This window comes from Streptomyces cahuitamycinicus, assembly GCF_002891435.1.
GTDB classification, from domain to species: Bacteria; Actinomycetota; Actinomycetes; order Streptomycetales; family Streptomycetaceae; genus Streptomyces; species Streptomyces cahuitamycinicus.
In genome coordinates, this window is the sequence record NZ_POUC01000063.1 from 11,780 (window position 1) to 28,057 (window position 16,278).

Genomic DNA, 16,278 nt, shown 5'->3' on the forward strand with positions numbered 1-16,278 from the left:
TCCCACCGTTCCCCGTCCATTGACCCGCGCTTGTTTGCATTCAGGAATGGACCACATCCCGTTCCTCGTGGCGGTCGTCATCGTCACCGCACTCGCCTTCGACTTCACCAACGGATTCCACGACACGGCGAACGCGATGGCCACGTCCATCGCCACCGGCGCGCTCGCTCCCCGTACGGCGGTCCTGATCAGCGGTGTCCTCAACGTCGTCGGTGCCTTCTTGTCCACTGAGGTCGCCAGGACCATCTCCGGCGGCATCGTGGACGACACCCTCGTCTCCCCGGGCATGATCTTCGCGGGGCTCATCGGCGCGATCCTGTGGAATCTGCTGACCTGGCTGGCCGGTCTCCCCTCGAGCTCATCGCACGCGCTGTTCGGCGGCCTGATCGGGGCCGTGTGGGTCGGGACGGGCAGCCGCGGCGTCGACTTCGACAAGGTCGTCGAGAAGGTACTGGTGCCGGCGGTGGCCTCGCCGGTCGTCGCCGGTGTCGCCGCGCTGCTCGCCACCTACCTCGCCTACCGGCTCACCGACCGGGCCCGCAAGGACTCCGTCACCAAGGGCTTCCGCATCGGTCAAGTCGCCTCCGCCTCGCTCGTCTCGCTCGCCCATGGCACGAACGACGCGCAGAAGACCATGGGCGTCATCACCCTCACCCTGATCTCGGCCGGTGCCCTCGGCCACGACGCCGGCCCGCCCCTGTGGGTGATCGCGTCCGCGGGCCTCGCCATCGGGCTCGGCACGTACCTCGGGGGCTGGCGGATCATCCGCACGATGGGCAAGGGCCTCACCGAGATCCAGTCGCCGCAGGGGTTCGCCGCCGAGACCGCTTCCACGACCGTCATCCTGACCTCCGCCCACCTCGGATTCGCCCTGTCCACCACGCAGGTGGCCTCCGGCAGCATCCTCGGCGCGGGGCTCGGCCGGCGGCTCGCAGAGGTCCGCTGGGGCGTCGCGGGCCGGATGGCGGTCGCCTGGGTGATCACCCTGCCCGCCGCCGCACTGGTCGGGGGGCTGGCCGCCGCGGTCGTACAGAACGGCGGGGACCTCGGTACGGCGGTCGTCGCGCTGGTCGGCGCGTCCCTCGCCGCGGGCATCGTCGTCATCTCGCGCCGCAACCCGGTGCACGCGCACAACGTCAACGACGCGCACGACGTCAGCATCCGCACCGAGCCGCCGGCCAAGGTCGGCGCGGCCGCCTGAGCGATGGGGATCGGACATGCATCTGGACTGGACCGCACTCGCACTGGTCGCCGCGGTGAGCGTCGGCGCGACCGTCGCCGTGGCCGTCGTCTTCGCACTGGGCGTCCTCGGCGTCGCCCGCCTGGAAGGCACCCGCGCCCGGAGGGGCGGCACCTTTGCCCTCGGCCTCACCCAGGCCACCCTGTGCTTCCTGGCCTGCGCGGCCGTGGTGGCGTACGGGATCTACCTGATCGTCCCTCAGTTCCGCTAGCGCCACTGGTTCGGTCGGCCTCACTGTGGAACACCCGACGTAGCCGCCCACCGAGTAGCCCCAGGGGAACCGGAAGGACGGGAGAGTCGGAAGACAACAGCGGAGCCCCGTACCCGTCACCGGGTGCGGGGCTCCGCAGTTTCCTCCTGCCCGGCCAGCGAAATCGCCGGTCCGGCCACCTTGAGGAAGATCAGGCCTTCTTGGTCTCCTAGTAATGGGCCAGGTTGGTGACCTGCGGGGATGTTTCCTGTGGGGTGCTGACCTGGCCTTTTGGTGATTGGTGGCGATGGGGTGCGACGGTCGCTAGCGGGTGTCCTGCGGACTGTGTGCGGACTGCTTGGGCCTGCGCGAGCAGGACCCCGCTGGGGCGGGCGTCGAGAGTCCCCTGGAGCACGGTGTCAGCCGGGCGCCAACCGCACCACCGTCGCCGACCGCGTGAGCAGGCGCACCGCGGCCGGGCGGGCCTTGCGCTGTGCCGGGACCGCCGAGGTCCCCAGAGTGCCGTCCAAAGGCCGACAGTCATCACGCCGACGTGAGACAGGGCTCCGGCGTTGAGTGCCTTGGTGAGGAAGCCGGATCCCCTGGGAGATGGCGGCCTTGGCGCGGGTGCGTCGGCTGTTACGAGGGGCGGTGTTGTGGCCGTCCTTGTGCGTCGAATGCGGCGATGAGGTCCCGATAGTCGCGCCAGTGCGTCACCTTGCGGTCCCTGACGGTCACGACGGAGACGAAGCGGTTGTCGTAGGGCCGTCCCGTCACCGCCGACGTGCCGTGGACTTCGTACTCCGGGCTCGACCGCATCCTCAGGTTCTCCACCGTGAGCGGCGAGCAGCGCCCGCAGCTTCAGCTCGGCGACACCGTCAGCGAGGACCCGCAGAGCACCGCGCAGAATCCTCGGCCTGATCCCTCAGGCCGAGGCCGCGTCGACTGATACCAAGGCGCGCACCCTGCATCCGGATTGGGGCGACGCCCGCGTACAGACCGAGGTCGTGCGCATCCACGCAGAGACCGACGCAGCCGTACCCGACCCCACCTAGCGCCCCGTTCCTAAACATCAACTCCGAGGGCATGATGAGCCGTTGTGAAAGAGTCGGTGATCGCTCTCGTGGCAGCGGTGTTCGGGTTGGCCGGAACCGTGATGGGTGCCGTCATCGCAGCACGCTCAACCAGAATCGGCGCCGAAAAGAACGCTGAGAGCGTGAGACGACAGGTGCAGGACCAAGGTGCCGTTGAGCATGGCCATTGGCTGAGGCAGCAACGGCTCAGTACATATGAGGGCTTCCTCGAAGCGTGGGACGAGTGCTTGCGCATCACACAAGCGTCTGGAGACGGGCACGAGCCCGATTCAACGGGTCTCGATGATCTGAGAGGGGCCGCAAGCCGTATGGCGGAACGCGCACGGCGCATAGCCCTCTTGGGGCCGGAGGAAGTTACACACGCGGCTGAGGAACTGACCGCGACGATGCAGGAAGACGTCGAGGTCTCCACCCGGTTCATCGAAGCAGCCCAAGCCGCGACAGCGGCGGTCGAGGGTCGCCCGGTTGCCCTCGACGCCATGACCGAGGCCACAGAGGAATACAGGCAGCGCACAGGGCAACTTGCAGAGCTCATACAGGCCGCGCGTGATCAGGGACTAGATCTACGAGACCTCGATGGTCACCCCCTGTTGCGCGAAGTAATGCTGAGCATGGAGCAGTACCGGCAAGCTTCCGCAGAGGCGCACGGAGCACTGTTGGAGAATTTCGAGCGGCTGTCCGCAACCATGGACGAGGCATCCACAATGGTTGATGTACTCAAGCGCAACAAGGAAGCACGGGAACTCAGCCGGGAACGCTTCACGAGCGCGGTACGAAAGGCGCTCGGCACCCCGCCTCTGCCCGAGTAGCGATTTTGAACGGGTGTAAGCGGTGCCCGTCTCCCGCGAACTGACCGAAGATCTCACTGCGCGGGTGGTCAGCTCCATGAAGCCGACGCCGAGTACCGAGGCCAGACTGTCGATGACGTCCAGGACCGGGGCGTTGACTTGCGACTCCCAGCGGGAGACAGCGGCGACGCTTCGGCCGACCTTCTCGCCGAGGTCGGTCTGACTGAGCCCATGCTCACGCCGAATCCGGCGCAGCGCGTCAGGGTCGAAAACCAGGGCAGGCGTGGCAGTTCCCGTCAGGGACTGTTCGCACCTCGGTGGGTGACGGGTGGGGCCCCGCCGTGTCGGCGGTCCGAACCTCGCAAGCTGCCGAGTCTGTCGCGAACCTTGCCCCCGGCTGTCCCCCGCTCCCCGGTATCAATCACCCGCCGAAGCAGGGGCCGGACGGCTACGAGCCTGCTGCCCCACCAGGAGAATCACGGGATTTACGCGCCGTGCAATTTGCGTGTGGAGCAAGTAGGCGGAGGGGCGCCGACCCCTCAGCGCCAGTCACGAGAAGTATTGAGATCGATCACGGGAGGTAAGGCCGGCGAGCACCTGGGGGCCTCAACATGACGCCCGGCCGTCCGGGACTCCGGCCAGCGGGCACGGGCATACCCCGCTCCGGGCTCCCGTGGCCTGGAGCCCCCGTCCGGGGCGTCCGGCCGTAGATCCCCGTACGAGGCCACGGAAGACCCCACGGAGCCCTACGCTCCCGATATGGCACTGGAACCCTGGGAAGCCACCCTCATAGCCGCGTCCGTCGGCGCTGTGGCTTCAACATCCGCCGTACTCTTCACGCACCTGCTGACCCGCGCCCGCGACCGTCGGCACAAGAGGTGGGACCGCCGTATGGACACATACGTCGAGTTGCTGAAGTCGCGTCGGGCCATGGGGTCCGCCCGCCGAGACTTCCTCGCCAAACGAACCACACCGTCCCAAGTCTTCGACGCAGAGGAGGAACTCAAGGATCTCGGCCCACTCCGAGCGCAGCTCTCGATGTTCGGTTCAACCGCCGTCCAGGCGCTGGATGACCTGGCACTGGTCGGGTTCACACAATGGATGAAGGCCCTCAGCGAGTGGCGTGACTTCGACAGCATGGCTCGAGCTGACCCCGAGTCAGCTCGGAGAGCAGAAGAGAAGTTGGAGCAGATCAAGACGCTGAGCGAAAGCGCCGACCTGATCGAGAAGCGTATGACCGAGGCGATCCTTGCCGAGGCAGATTTCAAGGTGCCTTTCAAGTTGGAGCGGTGGCGGAGCCCCTTCCGGAGGGACGCCGTCAAGCGCTGAGGCTCAACGCGGGTCCAAGGCGCATCGGGCCGCCTTGATGACGGTGTGGGCGTCCGGCCGTAGCGGCCCGGGGATACCCCACGGAGAGCCTCGCCCCGGGTGACCCGTCAACGCGGTCCGGATCCGGTAGGGTTGCTTGTGCCGCGAGCGGAGTGCCCGACACCTCCGTGAAGTTGAGTAGCTGGCAGTCCTTAGTTGATGGACCAGCTCGGACTGAATCGCAGGTAGGAAAAATTGGGCCGCAGAAACGTCCGCGATCCCGAGCAAGCTTCCTCGGGACGTCATGCCAAGAACGAGGCGCACAGAGGCGCAGAGTAAGAGGGTGAAGGCTTCCTAAGTAAGCCCTGGTAAGGCACCGAGAGCCAGACGTCGGCACGGCCTCAGCAAGACCACACGTACATCACGTGGTGGTCGGCTGAGGGCTGAGTGCCGGAGGTTCGACCACCAGAAAGGTAGTCGAACCGTTGAACCTCTCTCTCGGTGTCAGGGCGCTGATCGTCGTCATCTGAGGCACACCCGGGCCGACGTACACGCCGTGCGGGCTGGCGGTGGTCTCGACCCAGAACGTCCCCGGGTGGTCCTTCAGGAACTCCTCAAGCTCCTGCGACTGACGGTCATCGGTGTCGCCATCCTTCGGCGGCCAGAACTCTCGCTTGCCGTCGAGCTGCAGGGCGCGCTGCCACCGGTCGCCGATCCAGACCTCAATGTGTAAGAGCTGCATGGCAAACAGACTCCCTCAACCGGAGCCGTGGGGTAACACACTCTTGAACCTTAAGGTCGAGCCGGCCTTCTAGGGTCGGCGATGAACGTGCCCAAGCCCAGCTCGGTACCCACCTCACCCGTGTCGCGCAGGTGCGCCAACGCCTTCTGGGCGGTGCTGGCCCCGATGCCGAACTCGGCAATCAGCTCGACGATGCCTGGCACCCGCCTGCCCGGCGGATAGGTCTCGTCGCCGATGCGCTTGCTGATGACCTCAGCCACCTGGCGCCAGATCGGACGAGTACGGTCAAGATCGGCACCCACTCTTCGACCGTACGATCACGCATTGTGCCGCGCTACCGCAGTCTTATCGCGATACCGCGATACCTACTGGTCAGGACGACGAGGGGGCCTCATGGCCGGGTTGAGTATTCGGGTGTACACGTACGACGCCACCACCAAGGAGACTGGCGAGGTCAGCGTGCGAGTGGTCGGTCGACTCCATGCCGAACCTGCCGTTACTCGACGACCGGTGGCCCCTCTACCAGTGCTACGCCTACCAGGGCAACGGCACCTCCGACAGACGCTGACCTGACCTCCCATCAGCCCCACACCAACTCGACCGGGGTGGGGCTTCGTTGCGTCTTCACCCATTGCTGATTGATCTGCGCTAAACTGATGAGTGTTCAGGGGTCGCAACGGCCTCTGATTCCCATCTGGATGTTCGGCGCAAGGCCGACTCCAGAAGACGCGCCCGTTGAGCTTGTGAGCCCGTACATGGGGCTGGATGCACGCCAAGCCGTGAAACGGGGGCCGACGTCTACCCCCAGTAATTCGCAATGCCGGGCTGACACTTGTTCAGCCCACTCCGAGAACACCTTTGCGCCTGGTGCATCCGCGCAGGTGTCTCGGTCCGAACCGTAGGGTTCGGATCGAGGCTGCCTGCGCACCCGATCCGACCCATGACAGGGAAGGTAAGGATCGGTGGACGGCACCGCCATCATCATCATTCTCGCCATCGCTGGCGTGGCTTCCGTGCTGCTCTTCGCTCTGAAGGGTCTGCTGGACCAGGTCCCGGACGTGATCGACTCCGCCGGACGCGCACGCGACTCGTGGCGGCAGTTCCGCAGGCCCGAGGTGCCGCCCCCGGCGGACGACGAGGAGCCGCCCATGGCCGCGTAGGCCCGTCGTGGGGTCTCCGTCGCTTTCCCTGGACATAGAGACGCCCCGCCAGTACTCGCGCCCGGCGGGGGGCGTCTCTGTGCGCTTCCGTGGCCGTCCGTGGGCTCAGGCGGCGATGGCTACCCGGAACCGGATCGGAGCCAGAGCGGCACCCCCGGAAAGAGGTGTGGGCGTTCCTATCACCAGCCGCCGAGGGAGACTTCCGGACCACCCGCGAGGTAGCCGTGGAGGGCACTGGCGGTGGTGTCCACGAACTCCGCGGGGATGGCGTCGGCATCGACCCAGCGGACCTGGGCGTGCTTGCGAGGTTCGCGGTTTTCGGGTTCGCCCATCCATTCGTTAGCGGCGAAGACGACGGTGAGGAAGCCGTTGGGGGCCTCCACGCCCCGGGCGCCGTGGATGATGTGGGCGACCTTGAGGGAATCCGGCTTCACGGTCAGGCCGGTCTCCTCGTACAGCTCCCGCACGGCGGTCTCGGTGATGGGCTCGCCGGGTTCGCTCTTGCCGACGGGGAGGTCCCACATGCCCTGGGCGAACTTGGCGTTCTGGCTGCGTTGGAGGAGGACGACGCGGTTGGTGGCCTTGTCGTGGACGATGACGGCGGCGACCAGCAGGGTCATGGATTCGAGGGCGGGCGGCAGGGCTTTGGGCTGGTCGTCGGTTGTCCGCTGAGCCACGGCTGGTGTCCCTTCGTCGGCCGGATGGTGGCAGCTTAGGCCAGCGCCTCGCGCGCGCGGCGGGCGAGTTCGGCGGCTCCGGGCACTTTGCGACGCTGGTAAACGGACAGGGTGGAGCGGAGCGAAGTGATCGCTTTGCGCGTGCGGTCGGATGTCATGCCCGCCATCAGCGTTAGAGCCTGTGACCACGCGGCGACGGCCTCATCGGCGCGGGCCTGGGCGGCGAGACTGTCGCCGAGGTCGGCGTGCGTGAGGGCGTGGACGCGCTTGTACTTCTCGGGGTCCCAGCGCACCAGGGCGTCGCGGTGTTGTTGCTCGGTACCGACGTGGTCGGCGAGGTCGGTCAGGGTACGGGCGGTGTGGCTGGCGACGGTGCCGGCTGCCGGGCCGCTGACGCGGGAGTAGCTGGGCTGGGGGCCGTCGTCGCGCAGCAGGGCGTCTTCGGCGGCGAGCAGGGCGCGGGCCGCTGCGGGCTTCGCGCCGACCGCGGCGTAGGCGCGGGCGTGGGTGATGTGCAGCAGGGCCTCGGTCTGGCCGTCGACGCGGCCCAGGCCGCGGGCGAGGGCTCCTTCGACGAGGTCGACGCAGTGGTGGGGTTGCTTGAGGCTGAGGGCTTGGTGGGCGAGGGCGCGCATCATCCAGGCGGCGTGACCGCGCGGGTCGGCTTCGCAGGCGAGTTGGTAGCCGACTTGGTAGTAGCGCTGGGCGGCGCCTTCTTGGCCGAGGTCGTGGTGCTTCCACCCAGCGAGGTATGCGAGTTCGGCGACGGCACCGAAGGCCGCTTGCCGTAGGGCTTCGTTCGGGAAGCGTCCGCGGAGCATGGGAGCGGCGGTGTCGGCGAGGTAAGCGGTGACGGTGGTCAAGCCATGGCCGCCGCCGAGGCGTTCGTCGGCCGCACTGAAGGCTGCGGTGATCTGCCGTACGACGTCCACGTCCTCGATCCCGACCAGCGAGCTGCCGGTGCGGGCCCGCAACATGCGGGCGGTGGCCTCGTGGTCGTAGAAGAGCGGCATGGCCACGCCGGCCGTGGTGAAGGCAGCCACGGCAAGGAAACGGCGGCGCTCGACGTCGGCACGGCCCAGATCGGTGGCGGCCAGAACAGGATCGGGCTCCTCCGACACCGCCGTCTCGGGTGCTCGCAGGCCGATCTCGACCGAGGTGATGGTGCGGCCTGCTCGGCGGGACAGCGCCTCCGCAAGGTACTGGCCGGTCCCTCCGGTCGGCTGGCGTGTGCCGTTCACCCAGTGGGAGACGGCCGACTTGTTGGTCTGGAGGATCTCGCCGTTCTCGGCCGCGATACGCCGGATGTCCTTCGCCAGAGCCTCGTAGGTGCAGCCGATCCCCTCGATGACGTCACGCAGGCGGGAGTTGGGACCTCTCGGCGCTGCTGCCACGATCGCCTCCGCTCCAGAGCTGTAAACCGCGTATACCGCTTCAACTGCCTCTCACGGTACCCACTGTGCGTGACGAGGAGTTCACTAATCATCAGCCGCCCGGCCCCGGTCCGACACCGCGACCAGGCTCCCCCCTTCGGCCGGGCGGCCCCCGAAGTTCCGTACACCTACACCGGGTTCGGGCATTCCTGTGCCCGAACCCGGCCGATCAGAGACGGAGACACGGTGACCACCATCGACACCACGGCCATCACGGTCGAGCTGCCCGAGGCGTTCGACGAGCGCTGGAGCCGCCTGCCCGGCATCCAGGTCGACGGCCGGAGCATCGCCATCGACCCGGCCCAGTACTTCTTCCGCTTCGAGTCGAACACGTGGCTCGTCGCCGACTGGGAGCTGGTCAAGTCCCAGCTGCTGGGGGCGCAGGAGACCACCGAGAGCGCGGTCGAGCAGCTCGCGCTGGACTTCATCAAGGCTCACGCCGAGTCCACCTCGGATGCCGCCCGCGTGCTGTCCACCGCCTACGCGGTGTACGCGTACCTGTTCCGCGACGAGCACCTCGTCGGCCTCGGCCTGCCGCAGATCACGGCCGAGCACCTGCGGATGCTACGCGAGGCGGCCACGCTGATGGCGCTGAACAAGGTCGAGCTGGACGGGCACATCTCCAACGTCGGCCCGTGCTGGTTCTTCCCGGCCGCCACCTCCGTCGTCTTCGACCTGGACGACGAGATGGGCGGGATGCTGGACGAGGTCTACCACGGTGGCTGGTTCAACGAGCACCGCCGGATCGAGTCCATCAAGGCTCACGCCGCCCTCGGCGGCAGGCTCGTACACGGCTGCCAGTCCGTGCCGGACCAGACCGGTGGCGTCGTCGCGCCCTACGGTGCCTCGATGGCCGCCTTCCGGGACGACCTCGCGGCCTTCAAGGCCGGCTGGATTGAGCAGGTCTACGCCCACCGCGTGAGCCCAGCCGCGCAACACCGCACACCAGGCTCCGGGGCGGGCCGGCACCTATCGCCCGCCCTGGAAGCCCTCAACCTCCTTGGAGCCCCCACGTGACCGCGAACCCCAGCGCCGAACTCCTCGACAACCTGCTCACCATGGCCAGCCGTACCACCGCCGTGCGCGAGGAGGTGCGCGTGTGGTCAATGTCCGGTGTCGAGCGCCTGACCTTCCCTGACGCCACCACTGCGATCTTCAAGTACGCGAAGCGGCCCTTCGACAGCGAGGATCAAGCTCTCCGTCTGGCTCGTACGCTCGGCGTTCCCGTCCCGCAGGTCCACGCCTCCGCTGTCCTGGACGGCTGGCTCGGCATGCTCATGGAGGACCTCGACCCCGCCGTCCGCGACGCCGACGACCTCGACGGCACCGCCGCGGCCGTGGTCCTGCACGGCACCCGCACAGCTCCCGCCCTGCCCGTGCTCGACCAGGCCCGGCTCCGCACGCTGCCGGACAGGGCCCTGGAGCACCTCGCCCGGCTCCGCAAGGCCGAGCGGTGGCAGGAGGCGGACGACATCGAGGACGCGCTCGATCGAATCGCCCAGGCCGCCGAGCCCCGCTCGGCCGGTGCCACAGCGGCTCCATTCGGCTGGGTGCACTCCGAGTTCCACCCCACCAGCCTCCACATCAGCAGGCACGGCTGGCGGCTGCTGGACTTCGCCCGCGCCTTCACCGGCCCCGGCCTGCTCGACCTCGCCAGCTGGCACGGCACGCTCGACACCCCCGACCCCGTACGCCTGCGGGTCTTCCTGGAGCAATACGTCACGGCTGGCGGCACCCCCGACGCCCTCACCCAGCGCGGCGGGCTCACCGCCGAGAACTGGGCCCTGGGGTGGCATCGCATGTGGGCCGTCGAGTGGTTCATGGAGCAGTCCATCCGCTGGATCAACGACCCGGCCACCGACCCCGCCTACATCAAGGCCGTACGCCGCCACCTCACCGACGTCCTCCACCTCCTGGAGGTCTAGGTGCTCACCCACGCTTCCCCTTGGTACATCCACGCTCTACAACGGACCACGGCAAACCCTGCCGAGCCGCTCTCGGTACCCGCGCGGATGGAATGGACCACGCGGCTGGGCACCGGGCCCGGCGCCGAGATCCTCGGCCCGGACCTGCGCCGCAAACGACTGCTGGAACTCGGCTGCGGCCCCGGCCACAACGCCGCCTACCTCGCCACCCGCTACGGCGCCAAGGTCACCGGCGTCGACCTCGTCGGTCTCCAGGTCCGTCGAGCCCGCTCGCACTACGGGCGACTGAACAGCCTCACCTTCGTGGCGGGCCACGCCCTGCACTACCTACAAGCCTCAGACGAGCAGTTCGACGCGGTCTACTCCGTCTTCGGCGCCATTGGGCTCGTCGCCCCCGAACTCCTGCTCCCGGCCATCGCCCAGCACCTCAAACCCGGCCGCACTCTCGTCTTCTCTGTACCCCACCCGCAGCGCGGGGGCCTCCGCCCGGCCACCGACGACCGGCCGCGCCGCGACTACGTCACCCTCCCCGACCGCACCCGACTACCCATCGCCCGCTGGGACTTCGACGCCGCCCGCTGGGAGAAACACCTCGACCGCGCCGGCCTCTGGCTCATCTCGGCCCAGGAGTTCCACGACGCCCGCCACGGAGGCCGTTGGCCCACCACCCTGCTGATCACCGCGCGCAAACTCTGACCCTCACCCTGGCTCCCCTGGGAGAATCCGATGCGCCCGCCCTACCTGTTCCTCGACATCGACGGCGTCCTCATTCCTTTCCCCGACGCGGAGGGCTCGACCCCAGCCACCCACGCCCGCCACGACGTCGTCCCCACTGGCCGAAGCGCCGACGACCCGGTCACCATCTGGCTCAACCCCGCCCACGGCCCCATGCTCATGGAAGTGATCCGTACCGGCATGGTCACGCCATTCTGGTGCACCAGCTGGCGCCAGGACGCCGCCACTCTGATCGGACCGCTCCTCGGTCTCCCACCCCTGCCGCACGTCGATCTCCCGCGCCCCAAGATCACAACAAGCCACCCCAATGGCTACCTGTGGAAGCGCGACTACGTCGACGCGTGGCTGGCTGACGCCCCCGCTGTGTGGATCGACGACGATTTCACTGACCTCGACCACTCCTGGGCCGCGGAGCGCACCGCCCGTGGCGCGGCGACCCTGCTGGTTCAGCCTGATCCCCGTGCCGGGCTGCAGGCTGAACACCTGGCCGAAGTCCGAGCGTGGGCCGGGCGGCTGCTCGCCGTGCGGACCGGTGCACCCGCTGCTCCGAGCGGAACCGAAGCAGCCTGACGCGAAAGCCGTGGCAGAACAGTCGATGCCCCCGCCGCGCCGTATGGCGAGGGCATCCGACCGGGTTCAGCGGTGCCGACCACGTTCTTCGGGTGTCATGTTCACTGGCGTGGCCGGAGGATGTGGAGCGGCGGACGTGGACGTCGTGCCGCTGATAGTGCTTTGCCTACGTGCTGCCTGAGTGCGCCTGTTCGGTTGAGCGGTGATGCGCCAGTTGAGGACCTCGGCGGGATGCTCGGCACTGTCGAGTTCCCGCCGGGAGCCGACCTCGGACAGGAGGCGCCGGGGGTTGTGGCCAGCGGTCTCGGCGCGGGCGAGGGTCGTGGTCAGGGCCGGCCATGCGGGATCGGCGAGGACGCGGTCGGCGTGGTCGGGGAGGGCTGCGCGCAGATCCTGCTCGAAGCGGCTGGCGGTTGTGGCGCGCGGTGCGCGACGGGCGAGATCCGCCAAGACTGGCTGGGCGGCCTGCTGGTAACCGGCCTGCAGGTGGCGGAAGGCTTCTTCGGCCGCTGCGGCCTGCTGTTCGTGACCGCGTTGCTCATGCCACTTGGCGGCGGCGCGCGCCACGTGGAGCGCGGCGAAGATCAGGGCTACGGCGAGTCCGCCCGGATCGTATGGGGCGTAGGCGAGTTCTTTGGCGGCTTCCCGTAGGGCGGTGGCGGCCTGGTGGTCGGCCCGGATCGCCGAGCGGCGGGCGCGGTTGAACGCCCTTGCAGCGGCTTGCAGTTCGGACCGGTGCCCGCCGTTGGCGGTGAGGGCCAGGTTGTGGAGGGCGTCGCCGAAGGCATCCAGGTGGCCCTGGGCCACGGTGTCGTCGCCCGAGTCGAGGACGGCGTGGGCGTCGCTGATGGCGGTTTCGGCGCGGTGCCACGGTTCGGCCGGGTCCGCCATCTGCTTGGGGCGGTCGGCCAGGGACTGGGTGGGGAGGCGTTCACACAGGCGGTTGTAGGACAGGTCGGGGGCGAGGCTTGAGCCCCCGAACCAGATGGGCTCACCCCTGCTGGTGTCGCCGGGCGCGGCCAGGCTGTAGCCGGTCACCTCGCCGGTCTCGGGGCCCATGCGCGGCCTGACTTGGATGCCGATGGAGCGCAGCACGGTGAAGTACTCGTCGATGCTGCGCACGGCAGCGGCGACCGCGTACGCCTGCTCGCGCAGCCACTCCCGCGCGGCCTTGTCCTGGCCCTGGCGCTCGGCCTTCGCGCGCTCGGCGCCGGTGGGGGTACACGGGGCGGTGAGGTCGCCGGACTTCAGGCGGCGCAGCCCGAACTCGGCCTCGATCTTTCGGCATTCGCGCTGGGCTCGCCAGCCGTCCCGACTCGTACGGGGGCGGCGGCCGTCGGCGCGGACGGTAGTGGCCATGATGTGGATGTGGTCGTCGGCGTGCCGGACCGCGATCCACCGGCACGCCTTCTCGTCGCTCTCGGGGGCGATGCCCGTTGCGGCGACGATGCGGCGGGCGACCTCGGCCCACTCGGCGTCGGTGAGGTAGCGGTCGCCTGGCGCGGTGCGTACGGGGCAGTGCCATACGTGTTGTGGCGGCTTCTTGCCGCCCAGCTCGCGGGTGCGCAGGTCGACGTGGTGGTCCAGGCGCCGGGCGAGCTGGGTGTAGGTGGCCTCGTGGTCGCGGCCGGGGTCGGGGGCGCCAGCCATGTCCCAGGCGGCGACGATGTGGGGGTCGGTGTGCTCGTCGCGCCGCCCCTTGCCGAAGAGGTAGTTGATCAGGCCGAGCGTGCTGGAGCCGGTGGAGACGTCAGGCACCATGACCGGCCCCTTCCGCCAGGAGCTGGTCCATCAGTGCGTAACTGGCCTGGGCGGCCTGCTCAATGTGGTCGAGGGCGGCCTCGGCGCGCTCGGGTATCGCGCCGGAGTGGATGGCTGCCGTGATCTGGTTGAGGTTGGTGCCGATCCGGTTCAGCGCCTTGGTGTGCGCTTCGATGGCCTCCACCAGCGGGCGGATGGGGTCGTCCTCTGGACTGCCGACCATGCCTGCCTTGCCGAGCGCGACGGCGAGGGCGGCGTCGCCGACGAAGCCGGCGAACTTCTGGCGGCGCCGCTTGGCCTCTGCGTCGATGAGGCGGACCGCCGTCGGGGTAAAGCGGATCTTCTTCTCCTGGTCGCGCTTCTCGGTGGTGCGCTTGCGGTTCATCCGCGCGGGCAGCGCGGGAGCGTCGGGCTCACGCCACGAGGGCTGCTCAACGGCGGCGGGCGGTTGAGGACGGGCAGACGGCTCGGCGTGTGAGGTGACGGAGTCGGCGACGGGCTGCTGCGGGCTGTCGGCGGCAGACGTGCTGCGGGAACCGTTCATCCCCTCCCCAGGCTCGGGTGCCCGCTGGCGCCCGGCCCCCTCTTCCTCCGCCAACCCAGGGGCGGAGGCAAGCGCGGACGAAGCCCCATTAGGGGCTCGTTCGCTCCAGCTTGCTGCTGTTCGTCGGTCCTGGCCGAACCAACCCCAGCGGCGGGGAGAAATGGGGTTCGTGTCGTTCTCAGTGTGCATGGTGGTGCTCCGAAGGAGAGGGGACGGGGCTGTGTCACGTCCGTCGCATCCGTCGCATGCCTGGTCAGCGCAGGTACGGACACGCGGGCAGGTACGGAGAACTCCGTCCCGGCGAGAGAGTCCGTCCCCGCGCTGACCTGCGCGGGGACGGATGCGACGAAGTGATACGGACCCCGGTGGGATCAGAGAGCGCGCCTCGGGCCGGCGGGGCTACCGGGCGGGCCGGCGGGCAGCGTCCCCGCCGGGGCGGTGGGCGGCTTGCCCTGGGTCATGCGGGCAGGTGCAGTGCCGTGTTCTGGCTCGGGTGCCGCCTCGACGAGGTCGGGGCAGTTGCGGGCCCAGGCATCCAGGAACCGGTTCCGCATGTACGCCTTGGCCTGCCTGCCCTTGTCGAACCGGTAGTTGGCCGGGCTGATGTTGAAGTCCCGCAGCAGGTTGCTCAGGTGGTAGGCGTTCAACCCTTTGGTGCCGTGCTCCGCCCACGGGGCCTCCGCGTCCTGGATCAGGGCGGCGACCAGATCCTGGGTGGCCAGGGCTTCGGGGTTGCCCGCCTGCGCGAAGATGCGATGGATGTCCCGCAGCAGCCGCGTCTTCAGACTGCTCTGCTCGTCCTGGACCGCCTCATGGCGGGTCATGGCCAGGCAGGCGGCACGAGCCTGGGCGGGCCAGTGGCCGCCAGCCAGGTCGGCGATGATGACCAGCGGCTCCCAGGTGTCCGCCGCCCGGTCCTCCACCGGCATCTGCGGCACCATGCGGGCAGCCCGCCCGCGCAGCGGGCCCAACCAAGCGGCCAGCCGGTCACGCAGTGCGTTGAGTTCGGGAACCGAATACCGGGAGCGGAAGGGGGTGACCTTCTCGCCCGGCTTGCGCTTCTGCATCCGCAGCACCACCGCCCGGTCCATGACCGTGTCCGGCAGGTCGCCGATCCCCGCGATGGCGGCCATGGCGAAGGTGGGGAACGGGGTGGGTTTGTGCTCCGGACCGGAGATCCGCCAGGCGGGCCGATTGCGCTGGTGCCCGGCATTCAGCAGGCCGCGCAGGATCTCACTGTCACCACTCGCCTTGGGGCTAAAAATGGTGTCCGCCTCGTCCACCAGCAGGGTGGGCGGGTTCTTGCCGATGACCCGGAAGATGACCGCCGGCGAGGTGTTCACCGTCATCATCGGCTGGTGCACGGTCTCGTGGAGCACGTCCAGAACCCGGGACTTGCCGCAGCCCTTCGTCGGGCTCACCACCGCCAGACGCGGCGCGTGCTGCAGAGCCGTCTGGATGTGCGTGGCCGCCACCCACAGGGTGACCGCGGTCAGCGCCTCCTCGCTGGGCAGCACCACGTACTTGCCGATCGCTCCCCGCAACTCGTCCAGCAGCGCGACCCCGTCAGCAGCTACCTGGACCCCCGCGCGTTCACGGCCTCCGGTGCCTGCCTCGTCGTCGCTGGCCGCGATCTTGTTTTGCTCCGCCCTCTCCACGGCAGCCTCGGTCCCCGGCGACAGGTGAGCGTTGTTGTCCCGGTCCCCATTGCGGTCCCCTGGTGCAACGTCTGCGTCTTGGGGACCGGTCCCCGTTGTCACGCTGCTGGCCTGCACGTTTCCACCGGATGTGGATATCGGGACCGTGGCTTGCGGTGACAGGGGACCGGATTCGTCGCGGGGACGGCCCCCTGACACCGCATCAGGGGAGTGCTGGTCCCGGCGGCTCCAGGGGATGCCCTCGCCGGGGACCGCAGTTGTGGGCCAGGCGGCGGGGGATGTGCTCGTGGTGGTGGGGGACGTAGAGTCCTCCATAGACGTTCCTCTCCGGTGAGGGACAGGACGGGCAAGGTCCCGCCCCTCACCAGCTCGTTCGTTCAGGGATGGGCGATCGGCAGGGGAATCTCCGGCCCTCGGCGTTGGCGCGCCGAGGGCCGTTGCTGTGTCCGGGGG

Annotated in this window: 16 protein-coding genes and 2 pseudogenes; 9 read left to right on the forward strand and 9 right to left on the reverse strand. The window is 68.9% G+C overall.

Annotated features, from left to right (window positions below; genetic code table 11):
• Positions 1 to 46: 46 nt before the first annotated feature.
• Entirely contained in the window at positions 47 to 1,201 is a 1,155-nt protein-coding gene (locus C1J00_RS11710) for an inorganic phosphate transporter (RefSeq protein ID WP_102908982.1), read from the forward strand.
• 16 nt (positions 1,202 to 1,217) lie between these two features.
• A complete protein-coding gene (locus C1J00_RS11715; protein WP_102908983.1) occupies positions 1,218 to 1,451 on the forward strand; it encodes a hypothetical protein in 234 nt (77 codons plus the stop codon).
• 618 nt (positions 1,452 to 2,069) lie between these two features.
• On the opposite strand, the gene C1J00_RS11720 is transcribed toward C1J00_RS11715, so the two are convergent.
• A complete protein-coding gene (locus tag C1J00_RS11720; RefSeq protein ID WP_102908984.1) occupies positions 2,070 to 2,249 on the reverse strand; it encodes a nuclear transport factor 2 family protein in 180 nt (59 codons plus the stop codon).
• A 280-nt stretch (positions 2,250 to 2,529) separates the two neighbouring features.
• On the opposite strand from C1J00_RS11720, the gene C1J00_RS46655 reads away from it, so the two are divergent.
• Positions 2,530 to 3,333, forward strand: a complete 804-nt coding sequence (locus C1J00_RS46655; protein WP_245936308.1) for a hypothetical protein — start codon at positions 2,530 to 2,532, stop codon at positions 3,331 to 3,333.
• 81 nt (positions 3,334 to 3,414) lie between these two features.
• Here C1J00_RS46655 and C1J00_RS48080 read toward each other — a convergent pair.
• Positions 3,415 to 3,612 (reverse strand): annotated as a pseudogene (locus tag C1J00_RS48080) (helix-turn-helix domain-containing protein); the annotation flags it as partial.
• Positions 3,613 to 4,071: 459 nt separating this feature from the next.
• Here C1J00_RS48080 and C1J00_RS11730 point away from each other — a divergent pair.
• Positions 4,072 to 4,641: a hypothetical protein gene (locus C1J00_RS11730; protein WP_102908986.1), complete on the forward strand. Its 570-nt coding sequence runs from the start codon at positions 4,072 to 4,074 to the stop codon at positions 4,639 to 4,641.
• A 400-nt stretch (positions 4,642 to 5,041) separates the two neighbouring features.
• Here C1J00_RS11730 and C1J00_RS11735 read toward each other — a convergent pair whose 3' ends face one another.
• Together C1J00_RS11735 and C1J00_RS11740 are read right to left on the reverse strand one after the other, a co-directional pair.
• Entirely contained in the window at positions 5,042 to 5,362 is a 321-nt protein-coding gene (locus C1J00_RS11735) for a hypothetical protein (protein WP_102908987.1), read from the reverse strand.
• A 50-nt stretch (positions 5,363 to 5,412) separates the two neighbouring features.
• A complete protein-coding gene (locus C1J00_RS11740; RefSeq protein ID WP_245936309.1) occupies positions 5,413 to 5,664 on the reverse strand; it encodes a GntR family transcriptional regulator in 252 nt (83 codons plus the stop codon).
• A gap of 660 nt (positions 5,665 to 6,324) precedes the next feature.
• Between C1J00_RS11740 and C1J00_RS11745 the strand changes: the two genes are divergently transcribed.
• On the forward strand, positions 6,325 to 6,522 hold the full coding sequence (locus C1J00_RS11745) for a hypothetical protein (protein ID WP_102908989.1): 198 nt from the start codon (positions 6,325 to 6,327) through the stop codon (positions 6,520 to 6,522).
• A 179-nt stretch (positions 6,523 to 6,701) separates the two neighbouring features.
• On the opposite strand, the gene C1J00_RS11750 is transcribed toward C1J00_RS11745, so the two are convergent.
• On the reverse strand, positions 6,702 to 7,199 hold the full coding sequence (locus tag C1J00_RS11750; protein WP_102908990.1) for an NUDIX domain-containing protein: 498 nt from the start codon (positions 7,197 to 7,199) through the stop codon (positions 6,702 to 6,704).
• Positions 7,200 to 7,234: 35 nt separating this feature from the next.
• Positions 7,235 to 8,593 (reverse strand): NsdA family TPR-like regulatory protein, encoded by a 1,359-nt coding sequence (locus tag C1J00_RS11755; RefSeq protein WP_102908991.1) that lies wholly within the window; start codon positions 8,591 to 8,593, stop codon positions 7,235 to 7,237.
• A gap of 225 nt (positions 8,594 to 8,818) precedes the next feature.
• On the opposite strand from C1J00_RS11755, the pseudogene C1J00_RS11760 reads away from it, so the two are divergent.
• The 4 genes and pseudogenes from C1J00_RS11760 to C1J00_RS11775 all read left to right on the forward strand — a co-directional run.
• A pseudogene (locus tag C1J00_RS11760) lies at positions 8,819 to 9,565 on the forward strand (hypothetical protein); the annotation flags it as partial.
• Positions 9,566 to 9,645: 80 nt separating this feature from the next.
• Complete coding sequence (locus tag C1J00_RS11765; protein WP_102908992.1) at positions 9,646 to 10,557, forward strand: phosphotransferase family protein; 912 nt, start codon at positions 9,646 to 9,648, stop codon at positions 10,555 to 10,557.
• Complete coding sequence (locus tag C1J00_RS11770; protein ID WP_102908993.1) at positions 10,558 to 11,253, forward strand: class I SAM-dependent methyltransferase; 696 nt, start codon at positions 10,558 to 10,560, stop codon at positions 11,251 to 11,253.
• Between the two features lie 30 nt (positions 11,254 to 11,283).
• Complete coding sequence (locus C1J00_RS11775; protein WP_102908994.1) at positions 11,284 to 11,862, forward strand: HAD domain-containing protein; 579 nt, start codon at positions 11,284 to 11,286, stop codon at positions 11,860 to 11,862.
• 66 nt (positions 11,863 to 11,928) lie between these two features.
• Here the strand turns inward: C1J00_RS11775 and C1J00_RS11780 are convergent, their stop codons facing one another.
• The 3 genes from C1J00_RS11780 to C1J00_RS11790 form a co-directional block, all read right to left on the reverse strand.
• Positions 11,929 to 13,623, reverse strand: a complete 1,695-nt coding sequence (locus tag C1J00_RS11780; RefSeq protein ID WP_102908995.1) for a relaxase/mobilization nuclease domain-containing protein — start codon at positions 13,621 to 13,623, stop codon at positions 11,929 to 11,931.
• Positions 13,613 to 14,167, reverse strand: coding sequence for a MobC domain-containing protein (locus tag C1J00_RS11785; RefSeq protein WP_180989510.1), 555 nt, complete (start codon positions 14,165 to 14,167; stop codon positions 13,613 to 13,615). The genes C1J00_RS11780 and C1J00_RS11785 overlap by 11 nt, the downstream gene beginning before the upstream one ends.
• Before the next feature lie 371 nt (positions 14,168 to 14,538).
• Positions 14,539 to 15,711, reverse strand: a complete 1,173-nt coding sequence (locus tag C1J00_RS11790) for a DUF3631 domain-containing protein (protein ID WP_180989511.1) — start codon at positions 15,709 to 15,711, stop codon at positions 14,539 to 14,541.
• Between the last annotated feature and the right edge of the window lie 567 nt (positions 15,712 to 16,278).